This window comes from Rhizobacter sp. Root1238 (genome assembly GCF_001425825.1).
In the GTDB taxonomy this organism is placed as follows: Bacteria; Pseudomonadota; Gammaproteobacteria; order Burkholderiales; family Burkholderiaceae_C; genus Rhizobacter.
The window spans coordinates 1-18,133 of record NZ_LMDM01000001.1 but is presented as its reverse complement, the minus strand read 5'-3'; the positions used below and the strand labels follow the sequence as shown (position 1 = coordinate 18,133).

Annotated in this window: 15 protein-coding genes; 9 read left to right on the top strand and 6 right to left on the bottom strand. The window is 68.9% G+C overall.

The features are described 5' to 3' along the window. Nucleotides 1-2: 2 nt before the first annotated feature. From ASC98_RS00075 to ASC98_RS00055, 5 genes are read right to left on the bottom strand one after another with little or no spacing between them, the layout of a single operon-like run. The gene (locus ASC98_RS00075; RefSeq protein WP_056802628.1) at nt 3-905 is read right to left on the bottom strand and encodes an ADP-ribosylglycohydrolase family protein; all 903 of its coding nucleotides are present in this window, start codon (nt 903-905) and stop codon (nt 3-5) included. Continuing rightward, nucleotides 902-1,993 carry a bifunctional nicotinamide-nucleotide adenylyltransferase/Nudix hydroxylase gene (locus tag ASC98_RS00070; protein ID WP_056802625.1) on the bottom strand — a complete coding sequence of 364 codons (1,092 nt, stop codon included), beginning with the start codon at nt 1,991-1,993 and terminating at the stop codon, nt 902-904. Before ASC98_RS00070 ends, ASC98_RS00075 begins: the two co-directional genes overlap by 4 nt. Beyond that, on the bottom strand, nt 1,990-3,690 hold the full coding sequence (locus ASC98_RS00065) for an NAD+ synthase (protein WP_056802621.1): 1,701 nt from the start codon (nt 3,688-3,690) through the stop codon (nt 1,990-1,992). The genes ASC98_RS00070 and ASC98_RS00065 overlap by 4 nt, the downstream gene beginning before the upstream one ends. A 10-nt stretch (nt 3,691-3,700) precedes the next feature. Next, entirely contained in the window at nt 3,701-4,888 is a 1,188-nt protein-coding gene (gene pncB / locus ASC98_RS00060) for a nicotinate phosphoribosyltransferase (protein ID WP_056802619.1), read from the bottom strand. 8 nt (nt 4,889-4,896) lie between these two features. Further along, nucleotides 4,897-5,751: a hypothetical protein gene (locus ASC98_RS00055; RefSeq protein WP_056802615.1), complete on the bottom strand. Its 855-nt coding sequence runs from the start codon at nt 5,749-5,751 to the stop codon at nt 4,897-4,899. A gap of 98 nt (nt 5,752-5,849) precedes the next feature. Between ASC98_RS00055 and ASC98_RS00050 the strand changes: the two genes are divergently transcribed. Next, on the top strand, nt 5,850-6,533 hold the full coding sequence (locus ASC98_RS00050) for an NUDIX domain-containing protein (RefSeq protein ID WP_056802612.1): 684 nt from the start codon (nt 5,850-5,852) through the stop codon (nt 6,531-6,533). Nucleotides 6,534-6,617: 84 nt separating this feature from the next. On the opposite strand, the gene fusA is transcribed toward ASC98_RS00050, so the two are convergent. Continuing rightward, a complete protein-coding gene (gene fusA / locus ASC98_RS00045; RefSeq protein WP_056802609.1) occupies nt 6,618-8,648 on the bottom strand; it encodes an elongation factor G in 2,031 nt (676 codons plus the stop codon). 422 nt (nt 8,649-9,070) lie between these two features. Between fusA and ASC98_RS00040 the strand changes: the two genes are divergently transcribed. The 8 genes from ASC98_RS00040 (at nt 9,071) to ASC98_RS00005 (ending at nt 17,625) form a co-directional block, all read left to right on the top strand. Further along, entirely contained in the window at nt 9,071-9,808 is a 738-nt protein-coding gene (locus ASC98_RS00040) for an NAD(P)-dependent oxidoreductase (protein ID WP_056802605.1), read from the top strand. Between the two features lie 892 nt (nt 9,809-10,700). Beyond that, on the top strand, nt 10,701-11,579 hold the full coding sequence (locus ASC98_RS00035; protein WP_056802600.1) for a 2OG-Fe(II) oxygenase: 879 nt from the start codon (nt 10,701-10,703) through the stop codon (nt 11,577-11,579). 55 nt (nt 11,580-11,634) lie between these two features. Then, on the top strand, nt 11,635-13,089 hold the full coding sequence (locus tag ASC98_RS00030) for a mannose-1-phosphate guanylyltransferase/mannose-6-phosphate isomerase (protein WP_235581118.1): 1,455 nt from the start codon (nt 11,635-11,637) through the stop codon (nt 13,087-13,089). A 16-nt stretch (nt 13,090-13,105) separates the two neighbouring features. Next, on the top strand, nt 13,106-14,176 hold the full coding sequence (gene rfbB / locus ASC98_RS00025) for a dTDP-glucose 4,6-dehydratase (RefSeq protein ID WP_056802592.1): 1,071 nt from the start codon (nt 13,106-13,108) through the stop codon (nt 14,174-14,176). Beyond that, nucleotides 14,173-15,069 (top strand): dTDP-4-dehydrorhamnose reductase, encoded by an 897-nt coding sequence (gene rfbD / locus ASC98_RS00020; RefSeq protein WP_056802588.1) that lies wholly within the window; start codon nt 14,173-14,175, stop codon nt 15,067-15,069. The genes rfbB and rfbD overlap by 4 nt, the downstream gene beginning before the upstream one ends. A gap of 26 nt (nt 15,070-15,095) precedes the next feature. Then, complete coding sequence (rfbA, locus tag ASC98_RS00015) at nt 15,096-15,977, top strand: glucose-1-phosphate thymidylyltransferase RfbA (protein ID WP_056802584.1); 882 nt, start codon at nt 15,096-15,098, stop codon at nt 15,975-15,977. Then, nucleotides 15,977-16,525 (top strand): dTDP-4-dehydrorhamnose 3,5-epimerase, encoded by a 549-nt coding sequence (rfbC, locus tag ASC98_RS00010; protein WP_056802580.1) that lies wholly within the window; start codon nt 15,977-15,979, stop codon nt 16,523-16,525. Before rfbA ends, rfbC begins: the two co-directional genes overlap by 1 nt. A gap of 8 nt (nt 16,526-16,533) precedes the next feature. Continuing rightward, a complete protein-coding gene (locus ASC98_RS00005; protein WP_200953085.1) occupies nt 16,534-17,625 on the top strand; it encodes a sugar phosphate nucleotidyltransferase in 1,092 nt (363 codons plus the stop codon). Nucleotides 17,626-18,133: the final 508 nt, after the last annotated feature.

The following is an 18,133-nucleotide window of genomic DNA, read 5'->3' as shown; positions in this document are numbered from 1 at the left end:
GTTCAGCGCCGCAACGCGTCCGCGAGCCGCTCGATCTCGGCCCGCTGGTGCAGTCGCACCAGCCAGCGCGCCGGGATGCCGGACTTGCCGTAGTGCGCACCGGCAATCTGGCCGACGATCGCGGCCGTGGTGTCGGCATCCTCGCCGAGGTTCGCGGCGCGCAGCACCGCGGCCTCGAAGCTGTCGGTCTGCGCGAAGCACCACAGCGCGGCCTCGAGCGACGCGACGCAGTAGCCGGTGCCGGCGATCTGCGATTCGCGCTTGTGCAGGTAGTCGCGCGCCGCGATCGCCTGCACCTTCGGCATCGTCGGCTGCGCCAGCTGGTTCGACAGGATCGCGTCCTTCGGAAGGCCGTCGAGCGCATGGCACAGCAGTTCAGCGAACAGCACGCAGCATTCCAACGCCTCGGTGGCCGCATGCGTGGTGGCAGAGCTGTGGTGCGCCAGGTCCATCGCCGCGGCCATGTCAGGGTGTCCGAACAGCACCGCCGGCGCGAGCCGCATCAGCGAACCGTTGCCGGCGCTCATCGGGTCGTTGGAGCCGGCCATCGGGTTGCGGGTCTGCAGGTAGCGCTGCAGCGCGGCCGACACGGTGATGCCGATGTCGAAGCAGCTGCCGGTCGAACTCAGGTACCCGTGGTGCCACCAGTTCACGTAGCGGTTCATCTGGTCCGCGGCGTCGAAGCCGCGGCGCTCGACGAGGCTGGTCGCCAGGCACAGCGCCATCGAGGTGTCGTCGGTCCACTCGCCGGCCTTCAGCCCGAACGGGCCGCCGCCGACCATGTCGGTGATCGGCTCGAAGCTGCCGCGGCGGCGGAACTCCAGCGTGGTGCCGACTGCATCGCCGCAGGCCAGCCCGAGCAGGCAGCCGCGGTAGCGGTCGAGCAGGGCGGCTTCCTCCCTCATCGCGGCGTCAACCCCAGGAAGTGGTCGAGCATGTGGAAGTGGTCGTCGAGGAACTGGTCCTCGAGCGCCGGCAGCTCGCCGATCGGCGTCCACAGCGCGGCGGCCGCGTCGTCGCCCGCCACCACCTCCGGCAGCTCGCGGCCGCCGAGGTCGAAGTGGTGGGCGTGCGTGATGGTGCGGCCGCGCTGGCTGCGGTCGGGGTGGTCGAACACCGCGGTCTCGCGCAGGCACTGGCGCATGCTGGCGTCGAGCAGGTGCAGCTGGGTTTCTTCGCGCAGCTCGCGCAGCGCCGACTGGTAAGCAGTCTCACGGGGCTCGATGAAGCCGCCCGGCACTGCATACAGGCCCTTGCCGGGTGCTTGGCCGCGGCGCACCAGCAGCACGCGCCCGGCGCACTGCACGATCGCGTCGACGGTGACGAAGACCGGCGGGTACGGCGAGCCGGCCCACGCGGCGCGGTAGGCCTTCAGCATCTGCCACTCGGCCGTCAGCGCGGCAAACAGCGGCAGCCGCGACCAGGCGCGCAGGAAGCCGAGCGTCGTCGACGGCGCCTGGCCGACCAGCGCGGCGAGCGTCGCGTCGACATCGTCGGGCGCACAGGCGAAGAACGCGTCGCGCAGCGCGGTGCCGTCGGCGGCCGCGATCCGCTCGACACCATGCAGCCGCCAGCCCGGGAAGCCCTGCAGGTACTCGCTGGTCGCGTCCTTGAAATGCCCGACCAGCCCGATCGAGCCGAGCCGCGGATCGGCCCGCTTCGCGATCAGCGCGTGCACGCCGTCGTGCACCGCCTTCAGCCAGCGCGCCTCGTCGTAGTAGTCGCGCACCGGCAGGAAATCGATGCGGCCGCGCTCGTCCTCGGGGACCGCGAGCCGGATCATCTCGGCCCGCTCTTCCCAGCTGAACGGATTCTTCGGCGAGCGCGCCTGGTGCGCCGAGCCGATCACGACGATGACGCGCGGCGCGATCGCGAGCGCCCGGTTCAGCAGCGCCAGGTGGCCGTTGTGGAACGGCTGGAAGCGGCCGATGTACACCGCGGTGTCATGGTGCTGCCCGGGCGTGGCCGGCTGGTGGGACGGGATGGTTCTCATGGGATGAAGGCGGCGATGGGCATCTGCCGCCCGCTGCCGAAGGCGCGGGGGCGGACGCGGATGATGGGGGGCGCCTGGCGCCGCTTGTATTCGTTGCGGGCGATCATGCGCCGCACCCGCTCGACCAGCGCGCGGCCGTCGTCGCTGCGCTGCAGCTGCGCGACGTACGCATCGACCTGCGCCCGCTCGCGCGGCGCGAGCCGTTCGCCTTCGATCAGCAGCTTCAGCACCTCGTCGAGCACCTCGTAGGGCGGCAGGCTGTCGGTGTCCTTCTGGCCGGGTGCCAGTTCGGCCGACGGCGGCTTGTCGATGATGGCGGCCGGGATGATCTCGCGGCCGGCCGCCTCGTTGACGTGGCGCGACAGCGCGAACACTTCCGTCTTGTACAGGTCGCCGATCAGCCCGAGGCCGCCATTGGTGTCGCCGTACAGCGTGCAGTAGCCGACCGAGATCTCGGACTTGTTGCCGGTGGTCAGCAGCAGGTGGCCGAAGCTGTTCGAGTAGGCCATCAGCGCGGTGCCGCGGATGCGCGCCTGCAGGTTCTCGTGCGGCAGGCCCTGCAGCGGCTTGCCGAAGCTGCGCTCGAACTGCGCGCTGTAGCCGTTCACCAGTTCGGCGATCGGGTGCGTGAACAACTCGATGCCGAGGTTGCGGCACAGCGTGACCGAGTCGTCGACCGAACCGGCCGACGAGTAGTGCGACGGCATCGTCACCGCGCTGACGTTGCCCGGCCCGAGCGCCTGCGCGGCCAGCGCCAGCGTCAATGCGCTGTCGATGCCGCCCGACGAGCCGACCACCGCCTGCCTGAACCCGCAGCGCCGCGCGTAGTCGGTCAGGCCGAGCACGATCTGCGCCTGGTAGAACGCCGTCGTCGGCAGGCCGGCGGCCGGCACCGGCGGCGGCGCGTCGCCGTCCAGTGTCAGGAAGCGGCCGTGCTCGAAGCGCAGCGTGGTCACGTCCTCGACGAAGCGGCGGGCTTCGTAGACGACGCGGCCGTCGGCCTCGGTCGCGAACGATGCGCCGTCGAACACCAGCTGGTCGTGGCCGCCGATCTGGTTGACGTACAGGATCGGCAAACCGTGGCGGCGGCTCGCGTTGCCGAAGATCTGGTGGCGCTGCTCGCGCTTGCCGATCTCGGACGGGCTGGCGTTGATCGACACGACCAGGTCGGGCGCGGCATCGCGCATGCGCTCGAACGGGTTGACCGCGTAGTCGCCGGCGACGTCGTTCCAGCCGTCTTCGCAGATCATCATGCCGACCTGGGTGTCGCCGATGCGCAGCACCTTGGCGACGTCCGGTCCGGGCTCGAAGTGGCGGCGCTCGTCGAAGATGTTGTAGGTGGGCAGCAGCTGCTTCGCATAGCGCAGCACGATCTCGCCGGCATGCAGCACCAGCAGCATGTTGTGCAGCCGCTTGCCGGGGCCGTCGCGCCGCAGCGGCGCACCGACCACCCAGTGGAGGCCGCGCAACTGCCGCGAGGCCTGCAGCAGCTGGTCGAGCCCGGCGTCGACGCGCTGCAGGAAGCCGGGCTCCTCCAGCAGGTCGGCGGGGTGGTAGCCGGTCAGCCCGAGTTCGGTGAAGACGACCAGCTCGGCACCCTGCGTGCCTGCCTGCCGGGCCGCGGCGATCATCTTCGCGACATTGCCGTCGATGTCGCCGAGGGTCGGGTTCAGCTGGGCGATCGTGATCTTCAGCATGCGTGCTCCATCAGGTGGGGACGTTGAAGACCTGGCGCAGGTAGGCGAGGAAGGTCTGGTCGTCGCACAGCGTCTTGCCGGGGCTGTCGGACAGCTTGGCCACCGGCTGGCCGTTGCAGCGGGTCAGCTTCATCACGATGTTCAGCGGCGTCAGGCCGACATCGTTCGACAGGCTGGTGCCAATGCCGAAGCCGGTCTGCGTGCGGTCGGCGAAGTGACGGTACAGCGCGAGCGCGGTCTCGATGGTCAGGCCGTCGGAGAACACCAGCCGCTTGGTGTGCGGGTCGATGCGCAGCTTCGCGTAGTGGGCCAGCGCCTTCTCGCCCCAGACCACCGGGTCGCCGGAATCGTGGCGCAACCCGTCGAACAGCTTCGCGAAGTAGAGGTCGAAGTCGGCGAGGAAGGCGTCCATGCCGACCACGTCGGTCAGCGCGACGCCGAGGTCGCCGCGGTACTCCTGCACCCATTCCTCGAGCGCGGCCTTCTGCGAATCGCGCAGCCGCACGCCGAGCGCCTGGAAGGTCTGCAGGTACTCGTGCGCCATCGTGCCGATCGGCACCATGCCGAGTTCCTTCGCGAGCAGCACGTTGGAGCTGCCGCGGAAGAACTGGGGCACGGCTTCCTTCAGCGTCGAGACGACCTCGCGTTGCCAGGCGCCGCTGTAGCGGCGACGCACGCCGAAGTCGAAGAACTCGAACGGATTGCGGCGCGGCGGCTCGGCGCCGAAGGCGCGCAGCGTCGCGATCTTGGCCTGCAGGCGCTCGCGGCCCACGGCCAGCGCGGCGGTGGCATCGAAGCGGCGGAAGTACAGCTCGTTGACGATGGCCAGCACGAAGATCTCGAAGGCCATCACGTGCACCTGCGGGCCGTTCGCGATGATCTGCAGCGTGTCGCCGTCGGCCCGCGCGGTGATGAAGACGCGCTGGAACTGGAAGATGCGCAGGAAGTCGACGAAGTCCGACTTGATGAAGCGCAAAGCGCCGAGGTAGGCGAGTTCGTCTTCGGCGAAGCGCAGCGTGCACAGGTGGTCGAGCTCGCGGTTCACGTCGGCCAGCAGCTCGGCCAGCGGGTAAGCCGGCGCGTTGCGGCAGACGAAGCTGTATTCGGCCTGCGTCTGCGGATGCCAATGCAGCATGGTCTGCCACATCGTGAACTTGTAGAGGTCGGTCTCCAGCAGGCTGTGGATGACAGGAGGCATGGTGGCTTTCAGGTCAGGCGGCGAAGGACCTCGCCGCTGGTCGCGAGTTGAACACCGCGGGCGCGCATCGCGTCGAGAAACCCTTGCTGCTGCGCCTCGAAGCCGCCGACCGGGCTGATGCAGTCGGTCAGCAGCACGACGCGGTCGAGCCGGCCGCTCGGCAGGTTGTCGACCACATGCTCGGTGGTGGCCTTCACGCAGTGGCTGCCGGCCTCGCCGGCGATCAGCAGCAGGTCGGCGCGGTCCAGGCGCTCGATCAGGCCCCGGTTCAGCTGGGTGTCGGGATCGCCGGCATCCGGCACCTCGGCCTGTACCGCGCTGTAGTGCTCGGTCCATGGGTTCTCGCCCTTGGTGACCATCTCGACCGTTGCGAGCCGGCGTTCTTCCCAGCCGTTGCAGGCGGCGCGCACGTCGGCGTGGATGTTGTGGCCCCAGCTGCCGATCTCGCAGTGCACCGGCCAGACCATCAGCGTGTAGCGGCCGCGGGCTTCGAGTTCATCGAGGTAGGCGAGGGTGCGCGGCAGCGCGGCGGCATCGCGCGGGCGGAACGCGCCGGCGCGCACCTGCTGCGCGGTGATCGGCGTGAACGGGCCGACCGCGCTGCCGTCGTGCTGCTGCCAGAAGGTCGGATGGGCGATGTCGACGCGGTGGTGGGAGTCGAGCGTCACGGTGATGTCGGTGATCGCATCGCCGGCGTGCCGGATGAAGCCGGCCAGGCGCTGCATGTCGGCGTGGGCGCCGCTCACCGGCAGCGCGGGCGCGACGGGCTGGCCGGTCAGCGGATCGGTTGCGCGCCAGGCGTCGGGCAGGTCGCAGAAGTCGTTCTGCGGGTCGATGATCAGGAGCTGGGTTCGCAGGGTCATCGCAGGCTTTCGTCTTGAACGTGACGGTACTCTAGTCGTGTTAGGTCAACATTGCAACTAAGTGACGGACTGCCGGGCGATGGCCCTAACATCGGACGATGGTTGTCGACCCTTACCCGCCCGTCATCTGCACCGTCGACGTGGTGCTGCTGACGCTGCGCGATGATGCCTTGCACGTGGTGCTGCACAAGCGCGACCGCGAGCCGTTCCGCGGCGCGCTCGCGCTGCCGGGCGGCTACGTGCACCAGCAGGAAGACCAGGGTGCCGAGGATGCCGCGGTGCGCGTGCTGCGCGACAAGGCCGGCATCGCGAGCCCGTACCTGGAGCAGCTCGCCACGTTCTCCGGCCCCGGGCGGGATCCGCGCGGCTGGTCGGTGTCGATCGCGTACTACGCGCTGGTGCCGTTGCAGCTGGTGCCGGTCGATGCGGCGCACCTGCGCGTGCTGCCGGCCGACCGGCTGCCGACGCTGCCGTTCGATCACGGGCGCATCGTCGAACTGGCGGTGTCGCGGGTGCGGGTCAAGAGCCACTACTCGTCGCTGCCGGTGCACCTGTGCGGCGAGCGCTTCACGCTGCCGCAGCTGCAGTCGGTGTACGAGGCGGTGCTCGGCGAGCCGGTGAACAAGGTGAGCTTTCGCCGCAAGATGGACGAGCTCGCGATGCTGGAGCCGATCGACGGCGAACTGGAGCTGGGCCGGGCCAACCGGCCGGCCCAGCTCTACCGCGTGCGCCGGGAGTTCCGGCGCACGCTGTCCCTCAGCGAACGCGGGCTGGGGACTTAGCAGGCCGAGCGCCGGGCCGCCCCAAGCCGGCCTGCATCCCCTCGGGGGATCGGTCGGCGTACCCGCCGACCGAGGGGCCGTCGTCTACGCCGCGAGCAGCTCGGCCTGCAGAGGTGCCGGCACCTCGGCGTAGTGGCTGAACTGCATCGAGTACTGCGCCCGACCGGACGAAAGCGCACGCAGGCTGCCGATGTAGCCGAACATCTCCTTCAGCGGCACATGCGCTTCCAGCGCCGTCGCGTTGCCGCGCGGATGCTGGGCCCGCACGTGGCCACGCCGGCGGTGCAGGTCGCCGATGCTGTCGCCGAGGTAGTCGGCCGGCGTGACGACTTCCACCGCCATCACCGGTTCGAGCACCACCGGCGCCGCGCGCGCGACGCCATCGCGGAAGGCCGCGACGGTCGCCAGTTCGAACGCCAGCACCGACGAGTCGCGCTCGTGGAAGCTGCCGTCGAGCAGCGTGACCTCGAGGTCGACCACCGGATAGCCCGCCAGCACGCCGGTCTCGGCCGCGCGCTTCACGCCGGACTCGACGCCCGGAATGAATTCGCGCGGGATCGCGCCGCCCGTCACCTGGTTGACGAAGCGCAAGCCGTCGCCGCGCGCCAGCGGCGCGATGCGCAGCGTCACGCCGGCGAACTGCCCGGGGCCGCCGCTCTGCTTCTTGTGCACATGGCTCACCTCGACCGTGCGCGTGACCGTTTCCCGGTAGGCCACCTGCGGGCGCCCCACCGTCACCTCGACACGATGGCGCGTGCGCAGCTTCTCCAGCGTCACTTCGAGCTGCAGTTCTCCCATGCCGGACAGGAGCGTCTGGCCGGATTCGGCGTCCTGGCGGATGCGCAGGCTGGGGTCTTCCTTCGCGAGCGCGGCGAGTGCCTTGCCGAGCTGCTGCTGGTCGACCTGCGTGCGCGGCTCCACCGCGATGTGGATCACCGGTTCCGGGATCGAGATGCTCTCCAGCACGACCGGGTGGCGCTTATCGGCGAGCGTGTGGCCGGTCGTCGTGTCCTTCAGGCCCACCAGCGCACCGATGTCTCCCGCCTCGAGGGCCGGGACTTCCACGTGCTTGTCGGCATGCACTTCATACAGCCGGGCGACGCGTTCGGTGCGGCCGGTGCTGGCGTTGAGCACGCTGTCGCCCGGCCGCAGGCGGCCGCGGTACACGCGCACGAAGACCATCGCGCCGTGGTCGTCGGAGACGACCTTGAACGCGAGCGCCGCGAGCGGACCGTTGGCGTCCGATTCGGGTTGGCCTTCGGTTGCCACGTCGCCGGGCGCCGGCAGGTAGTCGACGACGGCGTCCAGCAGCGGCTCGACGCCGCGGTTGCGGAAGGCAGAGCCGGCCAGCACGGGCACGAAGGCGCCGGCCAGCGTGCCGGCGCGCAGGCCGGCGCGCAGCTGCTCGACCGACGGCTCGTCGCCTTGCAGCCAGGCCTGCAGCAGCGCATCGTCGCGCTCGACCACGGCCTCGACCAGGCGGGCGCGCGCGATCGTCGCCTGCGCCTGCAGGTCGTCGGGAATGGCTTCGATGAGCGGCGGCTGGCTCGCATCGGCGGCCGGCCAGACCAGCGCGCGCCGGCCGAGCAGGTCCACGACGCCGCGGAACGAGTCCTCGGCGCCGATCGGCAGTTGCAGCGGCAGCGCGGTGACGCCCAGGCGCGACTCCATCATCTGCACGACGCGGGTGAAGTCGGCACCCACTCGGTCGAGCTTGTTGATGAAGGCGAGGCGGGGTACGCGGTACTTGTCGGCGAGGCGCCAGTTGGTCTCGGTCTGCGGCTCGACGCCGGCGACGCCGTCGAACACGACGACCGCGCCGTCGAGCACGCGCAGCGAGCGGTTCACCTCGATGTTGAAATCGATGTGTCCTGGCGTGTCGATGACGTTGATCTGCGCACCGTTCCAGAACACGGTGGTGGCCGCGCTGTTGATGGTGATGCCGCGCGCCCGCTCCTGCGGGTCGTAGTCCATCACGGTGTTGCCGTCGTTCACGTCACCGATGCGGTGGTTCGCGCCGGTGTAGAACAGGATGCGTTCGGTGGTGGTGGTTTTCCCGGCGTCGACGTGGGCGATGACGCCGATGTTGCGAAGGAGGCGGGTGTTGCGGTTCATGACGAATCTTTCAAACGGGGGTGGTTCTTGCCAGCCCCGGTGAAGATTCGCCGTGGGCTAGCCCGTAACTTGCATGGCTGGGGTGGTGTCGACGGACACGCCAAAGGACGAGCGCAAGCCTCCCGTGCTTTGGCGGTCTTGAATCGTGGCGATCAACTTGTCGTAGGTGCGCATGGCAGTAACGTGCAGACTGAAAAGCAGAAACCCCGGGGGCAGAGCCGACCGGGGTTTCTGGGACCGGAAGGCGCAGGGCCTTCCGATGGTGGGGAAGACCTTGGACTACACGACGAACAGCAACACGTCGCCACGCGACGGTGCTGCTTGCGAGATGGCTTCAAAGTTCTTCAACATGGCCGCAATTGTCCTCCTGCTGCAGAGCACCTGCTGCCGGTGGGGCTTCCGCTTTGGTGTGGAATGAGTTCATGACCTCCACGAAGATTCTTCTCGCCGGTGCGACGGGTGTCGTCGGTCGCCGGCTCATTCCGCTGCTGGTCGGCGGTGGCTACAACGTGTTCGGCACGACGCGCAGCCAGGCGAAGGCAGCGGCCATCATGGCGGCGGGTGCCGAGCCGATCGTGCTCGACGTGTTCGACGCGGCGGCGGTGCGCGCGACGATGCTGCGGCTGAAGCCTGACGTGATCGTGCACCAGTTGACCGACCTCGCGCTGCTGAACGATCCGGCGACGCGTGACGAGGCGCTGGCCCGCAACGCGCGACTGCGCATCGAAGGCACGCGCCACCTGGTCGATGCCGCGCTGGCCTGCGGCGCGAAGCGGATGGTGGCGCAGAGCATCGCGTGGGTGTATGCCGCGGGGCGCGAGCCGCATGCGGAAAGCGACCCGCTGGACCTGAAGGCCGAAGGGGCGCGGGCGAACACGGTGGAAGCCGTGGCGGTGCTGGAACAGCTGGTGACGCAATCGCCGGGGCTCGATGGCATCGTGCTGCGCTATGGCCAGTTCTACGGGCCGGGCACCGGCGTCGAATCGGCCGCGGGCAAGCCGACTGCCTTGCACGTCGATGCTGCGGCGTATGCGGCGCTGCTGGCGGTCGACCGTGGGGCGCCGGGCATCTACAACGTTGCGGAGCCGAGCTGGCAGATCACCGGTGACAAGGTGCGGCGCGAGCTGGGGTGGGATGCGGCGTTTCGGCTCAGGAGCTAGCAACGGCGCGGGTGGGGACTGTCGCGCGTCTTGTGCGTGCAAAGGCGCGGGTGGGGAGGCTGTGGCGCGCCGTCGGAGGCGGTCCTCGGCCCCCCCGGGGGGCCGAGGACTTCCCTCCGCTGRCTGGCTTCATGGCCCGTCGCCGAAACTCCCGCCGCTCACTTCGTTCGYTGTGGTCAAACAGTCGGCGACAGTCAGTCCACGAAGCGTGCTGCGCACGCGGGCCACGAATCCAGCCAGCTCCGGCGCCCCCTCCTTATTGGCGCGCCACAGCCTCCCCACCCGCGCCTTTGCCGGCACCGCAGCTCTTTGGGTGGGGGTGAAAGAGCCCGAACAGGCCGACGAAGCGGGCGAGCGCCCGCATGCTCAAGCTTCTGACCCGTCTTTTCCCCCCGACAAGAGCCGCTGGTGCTTCGCGGTGGGTGAGGGGAGGGGCTGGGGGCGATTTCTGGGGCGACGAAGAAGATCGGCTTTGGGGATGGCGCGCGCCAGCGCGCTTCGTGGACTGACTCATCGGCACTGTTTGACCANGGGCTGGGGGCGATTTCTGGGGCGACGAAGAAGATCGGCTTTGGGGATGGCGCGCGCCAGCGCGCTTCGTGGACTGACTCATCGGCACTGTTTGACCACAGCGAACGAAGTGAGCGGAGGGAGTTTGCCGATGCATCCCCAAAGCCGAGCTTCTTCGTGCAGTCGGCCCGCCAGGGCCGACCGCCCCAGCATGAGCTCCCAGCCCCTCCCCTCACCCACCGCGACGCGCAAAAACAGCAAAGCAAACGACAAACAGCTGCTAACCAGCACTCATCGCCCATTCAGGGGGGGACCCCTCTCCACCGGCCCTGTGCTTGCTTACGATCGCTCGTCGCCTCCGGCGCATCCGAGTAGTCAAGCCATGAAGTCCCTGCCCGCCGAGGTCGAAGTTGCGAAGGCACTCGTCGACGACTCCGCGTTCATCACGATCCGCGGCGTGCGCCTGTCGCTCGACGAACTGATCGAACCGCGCCTCGCCGACATCACGCACCTCGACGAGTTGCGATCGCGCATGCAGTCGGCCAGCCCCTACCCGCACCTCGTCGTGCAGGACTGGTTCAATCCCCGCCTGCTGGAACTGGTGCGCGAGGAATTCGAGGTCGTGCCCCGCGACCACTGGAGCACGCAGACCAATGCCTACGCGCGCGTCGAGCGCTCACGCGTCGGCGCACGCCTGGGTCCGGCCAGCCAGCTGTATTTCTGGACGCTCGGTTCGAGCTTCTTCCTGCATGCGCTGTCGCACATCAGCGGCGTGCCCGACCTCGTCGCCGATGCCCACCTGTTCGGCGGCGGCCTGCACGAGACGCTGTCCGGCGGCTCGTTCGGCATCCATGCGGATTTCGACCGGCACCCGCGCACCGCACTGAACAACGAGATGGTGTTCATCACCTACCTGAACAAGGACTGGCAGCCGCCGTGGCACGGCGCGCTGGAGCTGTGGGACGCCGGCCGCAAGCAGTGCGTCGGCACCGTCGAACCCGAGTTCGGCCGCTCGATCCTGATGAGCCACGGCCGCACCCATTACCACGGGCATTCGCAGCCGCTCGCGGTGCCGCCCGGCGTCACGCGGCGCTCGGTGGCCGCCTACTACTACGCCAACCGATTCGCTCGCGAAGACCGGCGCGAAGCCATGCTGTCCACCTACCTGTTCGCCAGCCGCAGCGACCGCAGCAAGCAAATGCTCAAGCAGATCCTGCCGCCGATCGTCGTCTCGGCGATCAAGCGGCTGGCGCGTCGATAATCCCCATCCCACGTCGACCCCACGCGACCAAGAAAACCAGGAAGAGAAACCCGCCATGCCCACGCCTACCCCCCCGCCGACGCCGCTGTCCGTCCTCCCCGTCATCATGGCCGGCGGCAGCGGCACGCGGCTGTGGCCGCTGTCGCGCGCCGGTTTTCCGAAGCAGTTCCTCGTGCTGTCGGGCAACCAGAGCCTGTTCCAGCAGGCGGTGCAGCGCGTCGCCAGCCTGGGTGCCGCCGACATCGCGGTGCAACCGCCACTGGTCGTCGGCAACGAGGAACATCGCTTCCTCGTGCTCGACCAGCTGCGCGACCAGCAGGTCGACCCGGCTGCCGTCGTGCTCGAACCGCAGGGCCGCAACACCGCGCCGGCACTGACGCTGGCCGCGCTCGCCGCGGTCGAGAACGGCCAGGATCCGATCCTCGTCGTGACACCGGCCGACCAGACCGTCACCCGGCCGGCCGCGTTCACCGCCGCCCTGCAGCGCGCCGTGCGCGCCGCGGCCGACGGCGCCATCGTGATCCTCGGCATCACGCCCGACCGCCCCGAGACCGGCTACGGCTACATCCGTGGCACGGCGGACGGCAAGGTCGCGCAGTTCGTCGAGAAGCCCGACCTGGCCACCGCCGAACACTATGTGCGCGAAGGCCAGTACCTGTGGAACAGCGGCATGTTCGTGCTGAAGGCCTCGGTGTGGCTGACCGCGCTCGAACATTTCCGCCCCGACATCGCGGCCGCGACGCGCGCCTCGTGGGCCGCCCGCGCCGGCGACGCGAAGTTCATCCGCCCCGGAAAGGCCGAGTTCGCCGCCGTGCCGTCCGAGTCGGTCGACTATGCGGTGATGGAGCGCTGCCCCGGCAGCGCGTTCGACATCCGCATGGTCGCGCTGGACGCCGGCTGGAATGACCTCGGCGCCTGGGACGCGGTCTGGCAGGTGGCCGACAAGGATGCGCGCGGCAATGCGAGCGTCGGCGACGTGCTGCTGCAGGACAGCGACAACACGCTGGTGCATGCCACCAGCCGGCTCGTCAGCGTGGTCGGCCTGAGCGACGTGGTCGTCGTCGAGACGGCCGACGCGGTGATGGTCAGCGACCGCGCGCGCAGCCAGGAGGTCAAGAAGATCGTCGGCGAACTCGGCGCGCGCGGCCGCGGCGAGCACACGCTGCACCGCAAGGTGCACCGCCCGTGGGGCTGGTACGACAGCATCGACTCCGGCGCGCGCTTCCAGGTCAAGCGCATCATGGTCAACCCGGGCGCCTCGCTGAGCCTGCAGATGCACCACCACCGCGCCGAACACTGGATCGTCGTCTGCGGCACCGCCGAGATCACCAACGGCGACAAGGTGATGATCCTCAGCGAGAACCAGAGCACCTACATTCCGCTCGGCCAGACGCACCGGCTCGCGAACCCGGGCAAGGTGCCGCTGGAGATCATCGAAGTCCAATCGGGCTCGTACCTCGGCGAAGACGACATCGTCCGCTTCGAGGACACCTACGGGCGAACCAAGTAAAGACAGGGATTCCTTCATGACCATACTAGTCACCGGCGGCGCCGGCTTCATCGGCAGCAACTTCGTGCTGGACTGGCTGGCGCAGAGCGACGAGACCGTCGTCAACCTCGACGCGCTGACCTATGCCGGCAACCTCGAGAACCTGGCGTCGCTGAACGGCAACCCGCGCCATGTGTTCGTGAAGGGCGACATCTGCGACCGCGCGCTGGTCGACGCGACGCTCGCGCAGCACCGGCCGCGCGCGATCGTGCACTTCGCGGCCGAGAGCCACGTCGACCGCAGCATCCACGGCCCCGGCGCATTCATGCGCACCAACATCGACGGCACCTTCACGCTGCTCGAGGCCGCGCGCGGCCTGTGGAGCACGCTCGAAGGCGATGCGAAAGCCTCGTTCCGCTTCCACCACGTCAGCACCGACGAGGTCTACGGCTCGCTGTCGCCGACCGACCCGGCCTTCGCCGAGACCAAGGGCTTCGAACCGAACAGCCCGTATTCGGCCAGCAAGGCCGCCAGCGACCACCTGGTGCGCGCCTGGCACCACACGTACGGACTGCCGGTGGTCACCACCAACTGCAGCAACAACTACGGGCCGTACCACTTCCCCGAGAAGCTGATCCCGCTGATGATCGTCAACGCGCTCGCCGGCAAGGCGCTGCCGATCTACGGGGACGGCCAGAACGTGCGCGACTGGCTGTACGTGCGCGACCACGCGAGCGCGATCCGCGCGGTGCTGGCCGGCGGGCGCGTCGGCGAGACCTACAACATCGGCGGCTGGAACGAGAAGACCAACATGGAGATCGTCCACACGATCTGCGCGCTGCTCGACGAACTGAAGCCAGATCCGGCCGGGTCGTACCAGCGCCTGATCACCTACGTGAAGGACCGCCCGGGCCACGACCGCCGCTATGCGATCGATGCGCGCAAGGTCGAGCGCGAACTCGGCTGGCGCCCTGCCGAGACCTTCGACACCGGCATCCGCAAGACGGTGCAGTGGTACCTCGATCACGCCGGCTGGGTCGCCAACGTGCAGAGCGGCGGCTACCGCGACTGGGTCGCGAAGAACTACGGCGAGGCCGCGGCCGCATGAAGATCCTGCTGCTTGGAAAAGGCGGCCAGGTCGGCTGGGAGCTGCAGCGGGCGCTCGCGCCGCTGGGCGAGCTGACCGCGCTCGACTTCGACACGCCCGGCACGCTGAAGGCCGATTTCTCGAAGCCCGACACGCTGGCCGCGACGGTGCGTGCGGTGAACCCGGACGTGATCGTCAATGCCGCGGCGCACACCGCGGTCGACAAGGCCGAGAGCGAACCGGCGCTGGCGCGGGCGATCAACGCGACCGGTCCCGGCGTGCTGGCGCGCGAAGCGGCGGCGCTCGGCGCCTGGCTGGTGCACTACAGCACCGACTACGTGTTCGACGGCAGCGGCAACACGCCGCGCCGCGAAGACGCGCCGACCGGCCCGCTCAGCGTGTACGGCCAGACCAAGCTCGAGGCCGAGGAGCTGATCCGCGGCAGCGGCTGCAAGCACCTGATCCTGCGCACCAGCTGGGTCTATGCGGCCCGCGGCGGCAACTTCGCGCGCACGATGCTGCGGCTGGCCGGCGAACGCGACCGGCTGACGGTGATCGACGACCAGGTCGGCGCCCCGACCGGCGCCGACCTGCTGGCCGACGTCAGCGTGCATGCGCTGCGCGCCGCGATGGCCGACCCGAAGCTCGCCGGCACCTACCACGCAGTGGCCGCCGGCGAGACCAGCTGGCACGGCTACGCGCGCTTCGTCGTCGAATGGGCACGGGCCCGCGGCCATGCGATCAAGGTGGCGCCCGAGGCGATCGAGCCGGTGCCGACCACCTCGTTCCCGACGCCGGCGAAGCGGCCGTTGAATTCGCGCTTGTCGTGCGACAAGCTGAACCAGGCCTTCGGGCTGCGCATGCCGCCGTGGCAGGCCGGCGTCGAGCGCATGCTCGCTGAAGTGCTGGGCTGACAGATCACCTTCGTTTGGGAGAACACATGAACCGCAAAGGCATCATCCTCGCTGGCGGGTCAGGCACCCGCCTGCACCCGGCGACGCTCGCGCTGAGCAAGCAGCTGATCCCGGTGTACGACAAGCCGATGATCTATTACCCGCTGAGCGCGCTGCTGCTGGCCGGCATCCGCGAGATCCTGATCATCAGCACGCCGCAGGACACGCCGCGCTTCCAGCAGCTGCTGGGCGATGGCGCGCAGTGGGGCCTGGACCTCAGCTATGCGGTGCAGCCCAGCCCGGACGGCCTCGCGCAGGCCTTCCTGATCGGCGAGGAGTTCCTGGCCGGCGCCCCGAGCGCGCTGGTGCTGGGCGACAACATCTTCTACGGCCATGACCTGGGCACCCGGCTTTCCGATGCGGCCACGCGCACCAGCGGCGCGACGGTGTTCGCCTATCCGGTGACCGACCCCGAGCGCTATGGCGTGGTCGAGTTCAATGACAAGGCGCAGGCGATCAGCCTCGAAGAGAAGCCGAAGCAGCCGAAGAGCCGCTATGCGGTGACCGGCCTGTACTTCTACGACGACAAGGTCGTGCCGTATGCGAAGAGCCTGAAGCCCAGCCCGCGCGGCGAGCTGGAGATCACCGACCTGAACCGCCTCTACCTCGAGGCCGGCACGCTGGAGGTGCAGATCTTCGGCCGCGGCGATGCCTGGCTCGACACCGGTACCCACGATTCGCTGCTGGAGGCGAGCGCCTTCATCCAGACGCTCGAGAAGCGCCAGGGCCTGAAGGCCTGCTGCCCCGAGGAGATCTGCTGGCGCAAGGGCTGGATCACGTCGGCGCAGCTGGAAGCGCTGGCGAAGCCCCTGGCCAAGAGCGGCTACGGCCAGTACCTCCTCCAGTTGATGCACGACAAGGTGTTCTGATGAAGGTGATCCAGACCGAGATCGCCGACGTGCTGGCGTTCGAGCCGAAGGTGTTCGGCGATGCGCGCGGCTTCTTCATGGAAAGCTACAACGGCCGCGTCTTCGCGGAGGCCGTCGGTCGCGAGACCGTCTTCGTGCAGGACAACCATTCGCGCTCGACACGTGGCGTGCTGCGCGGGCTGCACTTCCAGTACGCGCCGCATGCGCAGGGCAAGCTGGTGCGGGTGACCAGCGGCGCGGTGTTCGACGTCGCGGTCGACATCCGCCGTGCGAGCCCGACCTTCGGCCGATGGGTGGGCATGGAGCTCAGTGCCGAGAACAACCGGCAGCTGTGGATTCCGCCGGGCCTGGCGCACGGTTTCCTGGTGCTGACGGAGACGGCCGACTTCCTCTACAAGACGACCGAGTACTACGCGCCGAAGGAAGAGGGCTGCGTGCGGTTCGACGACCCGGAGCTCGCGATCGCGTGGCCGGACGTGGGCGCACCGCCCCAGCTGTCGGCCAAGGACGCGTCGGCGCTGCCGCTGTCGAAAGCGAGGCTCGAATGACGAAGGCGATGATTCTTGCGGCCGGCCAGGGCACGCGGGTGCGGCCGCTGACGCGCGACCTGCCGAAGCCGATGGTGCCGATCCTCGGCAAGCCGGTGATGGAGTACCTGATCGAGCACCTGGCGCGCTACGGCGTGCGGCAGATCATGGTGAACGTCGCGTTCAACCACCGCAAGATCGAGAGCCATTTCGGCGACGGCCATCGTTGGGGTGTCGAGATCGGTTATTCGTACGAAGGCGCGCGCGAGCACGGCGAGATCGTGCCGAAGCCGTGCGGTTCGGCTGGCGGCATGAAGAAGATCCAGGACTTCTCCGGCTTCTTCGACGAGACGACCATCGTGCTGTGCGGCGATGCGCTGATCGACCTGGACTTCGGCGCGGCGCTGTTCGAGCATCGCAGCAAAGGGGCGCTCGCGAGCGTGGTGACGCTGGACGTGCCGCGCAGCGAGGTGCAGAACTACGGCATCGTGAAATGCGACAAGGACGGCCATGTCGAGTCGTTCCAGGAGAAGCCGAAGCCGGACGAGGCGCACAGCACGCTGGCGTCGACCGGGATCTACATCTTCGAGCCGTCGGTGCTCGACCTGGTGCCGAGCAACACGGTGTTCGACATCGGCAGCCAGCTGTTCCCGCTGATGGTGGAGCGCAAGCTGCCGTTCTATGCGCAAAGCCGCTTCTTCAACTGGATCGACATCGGGCGCGTCAGCGACTACTGGAGCGTGCTGCAGCGGGTGCTGCGCGGCGAGGTGGCGCAGATGGACATGCCGGGCCGCGAGGTGCGGCCGGGCGTGTGGGTCGGGCTGAACACGCGGGTGCCGTGGGACGAGGTGACGATCAACGGACCGGTGTACATCGGCTCGGGCGTCGAGATCGAGCCGGGCGTGACGATCCAGGGTCCGACGTGGATCGGCACCGGCAGCCACCTGCGCCGCAACTCGACGCTCGCACGCAGCGTGCTGTTCGAGTACACGCGCATCGGCGAAGGCCAGACCTTCAGCGACATGATCGTCGCGCCGTTGTATTGCGTGGATCGCAAGGGGAAGACGTTCTACCAGGGCGATGAGGAATGCACGCTGCGCTGGTCTGACGCACGGGCTTGATTCGCGCTTCCGCTCGTCGCGGCGGGTGAGGGGATGGGCTGGGGGCTCATGCTGGGGCGGTCGACGGGCCCCGGGGGGCCCGTCGACTCCACGAAGAAGATCGGCTTTGGGGATGCATCGGCAAACTCCCTCCGCTCACTTCGTTCGCTGTGGTCAAACAGTGCCGATGAGTCAGTCCACGAAGCGCGCTGGCGCGCGCCATCCCCAAAGCCGATCTTCTTCGTCGCCCCAGAAATCGCCCCCAGCCCATCCCCTCACCCACCGCGAGGAACCAGCCGCGCTTGTTGGGGGGAAAAGACTGAAGTGACCGACGAGCACGCGGGCGCTCGCATGCTCGTAGCCCGGGTGCCAACCCGGGGATCAACCCCCACTTGTTCGCTTGTCACCTCCCCCAAGGCAGGGCGGTGGCACAAAGGCGCGGGTGGGGAGGCTGTGGCGCGCCAATAAGGAGGGGGCGCCGGAGCTGGCTGGATTCATGGCCCGCGCGCGCAGCGCGCTTCGTGGACTG

What these genes read in the sequence shown, in the direction of transcription:
- ASC98_RS00075 (WP_056802628.1), bottom strand. Translation starts at nt 905, where the DNA reads ATGAGGGAGGAAGCCGCCCTGCTCGACCGCTACCGCGGCTGCCTGCTC.
- ASC98_RS00070 (WP_056802625.1), bottom strand. Translation starts at nt 1,993, where the DNA reads ATGAGAACCATCCCGTCCCACCAGCCGGCCACGCCCGGGCAGCACCAT.
- ASC98_RS00065 (WP_056802621.1), bottom strand. Translation starts at nt 3,690, where the DNA reads ATGCTGAAGATCACGATCGCCCAGCTGAACCCGACCCTCGGCGACATC.
- pncB (WP_056802619.1), bottom strand. Translation starts at nt 4,888, where the DNA reads ATGCCTCCTGTCATCCACAGCCTGCTGGAGACCGACCTCTACAAGTTC.
- ASC98_RS00055 (WP_056802615.1), bottom strand. Translation starts at nt 5,751, where the DNA reads ATGACCCTGCGAACCCAGCTCCTGATCATCGACCCGCAGAACGACTTC.
- ASC98_RS00050 (WP_056802612.1), top strand. Translation starts at nt 5,850, where the DNA reads ATGGTTGTCGACCCTTACCCGCCCGTCATCTGCACCGTCGACGTGGTG.
- fusA (WP_056802609.1), bottom strand. Translation starts at nt 8,648, where the DNA reads ATGAACCGCAACACCCGCCTCCTTCGCAACATCGGCGTCATCGCCCAC.
- ASC98_RS00040 (WP_056802605.1), top strand. Translation starts at nt 9,071, where the DNA reads ATGACCTCCACGAAGATTCTTCTCGCCGGTGCGACGGGTGTCGTCGGT.
- ASC98_RS00035 (WP_056802600.1), top strand. Translation starts at nt 10,701, where the DNA reads ATGAAGTCCCTGCCCGCCGAGGTCGAAGTTGCGAAGGCACTCGTCGAC.
- ASC98_RS00030 (WP_235581118.1), top strand. Translation starts at nt 11,635, where the DNA reads ATGCCCACGCCTACCCCCCCGCCGACGCCGCTGTCCGTCCTCCCCGTC.
- rfbB (WP_056802592.1), top strand. Translation starts at nt 13,106, where the DNA reads ATGACCATACTAGTCACCGGCGGCGCCGGCTTCATCGGCAGCAACTTC.
- rfbD (WP_056802588.1), top strand. Translation starts at nt 14,173, where the DNA reads ATGAAGATCCTGCTGCTTGGAAAAGGCGGCCAGGTCGGCTGGGAGCTG.
- rfbA (WP_056802584.1), top strand. Translation starts at nt 15,096, where the DNA reads ATGAACCGCAAAGGCATCATCCTCGCTGGCGGGTCAGGCACCCGCCTG.
- rfbC (WP_056802580.1), top strand. Translation starts at nt 15,977, where the DNA reads ATGAAGGTGATCCAGACCGAGATCGCCGACGTGCTGGCGTTCGAGCCG.
- ASC98_RS00005 (WP_200953085.1), top strand. Translation starts at nt 16,534, where the DNA reads ATGATTCTTGCGGCCGGCCAGGGCACGCGGGTGCGGCCGCTGACGCGC.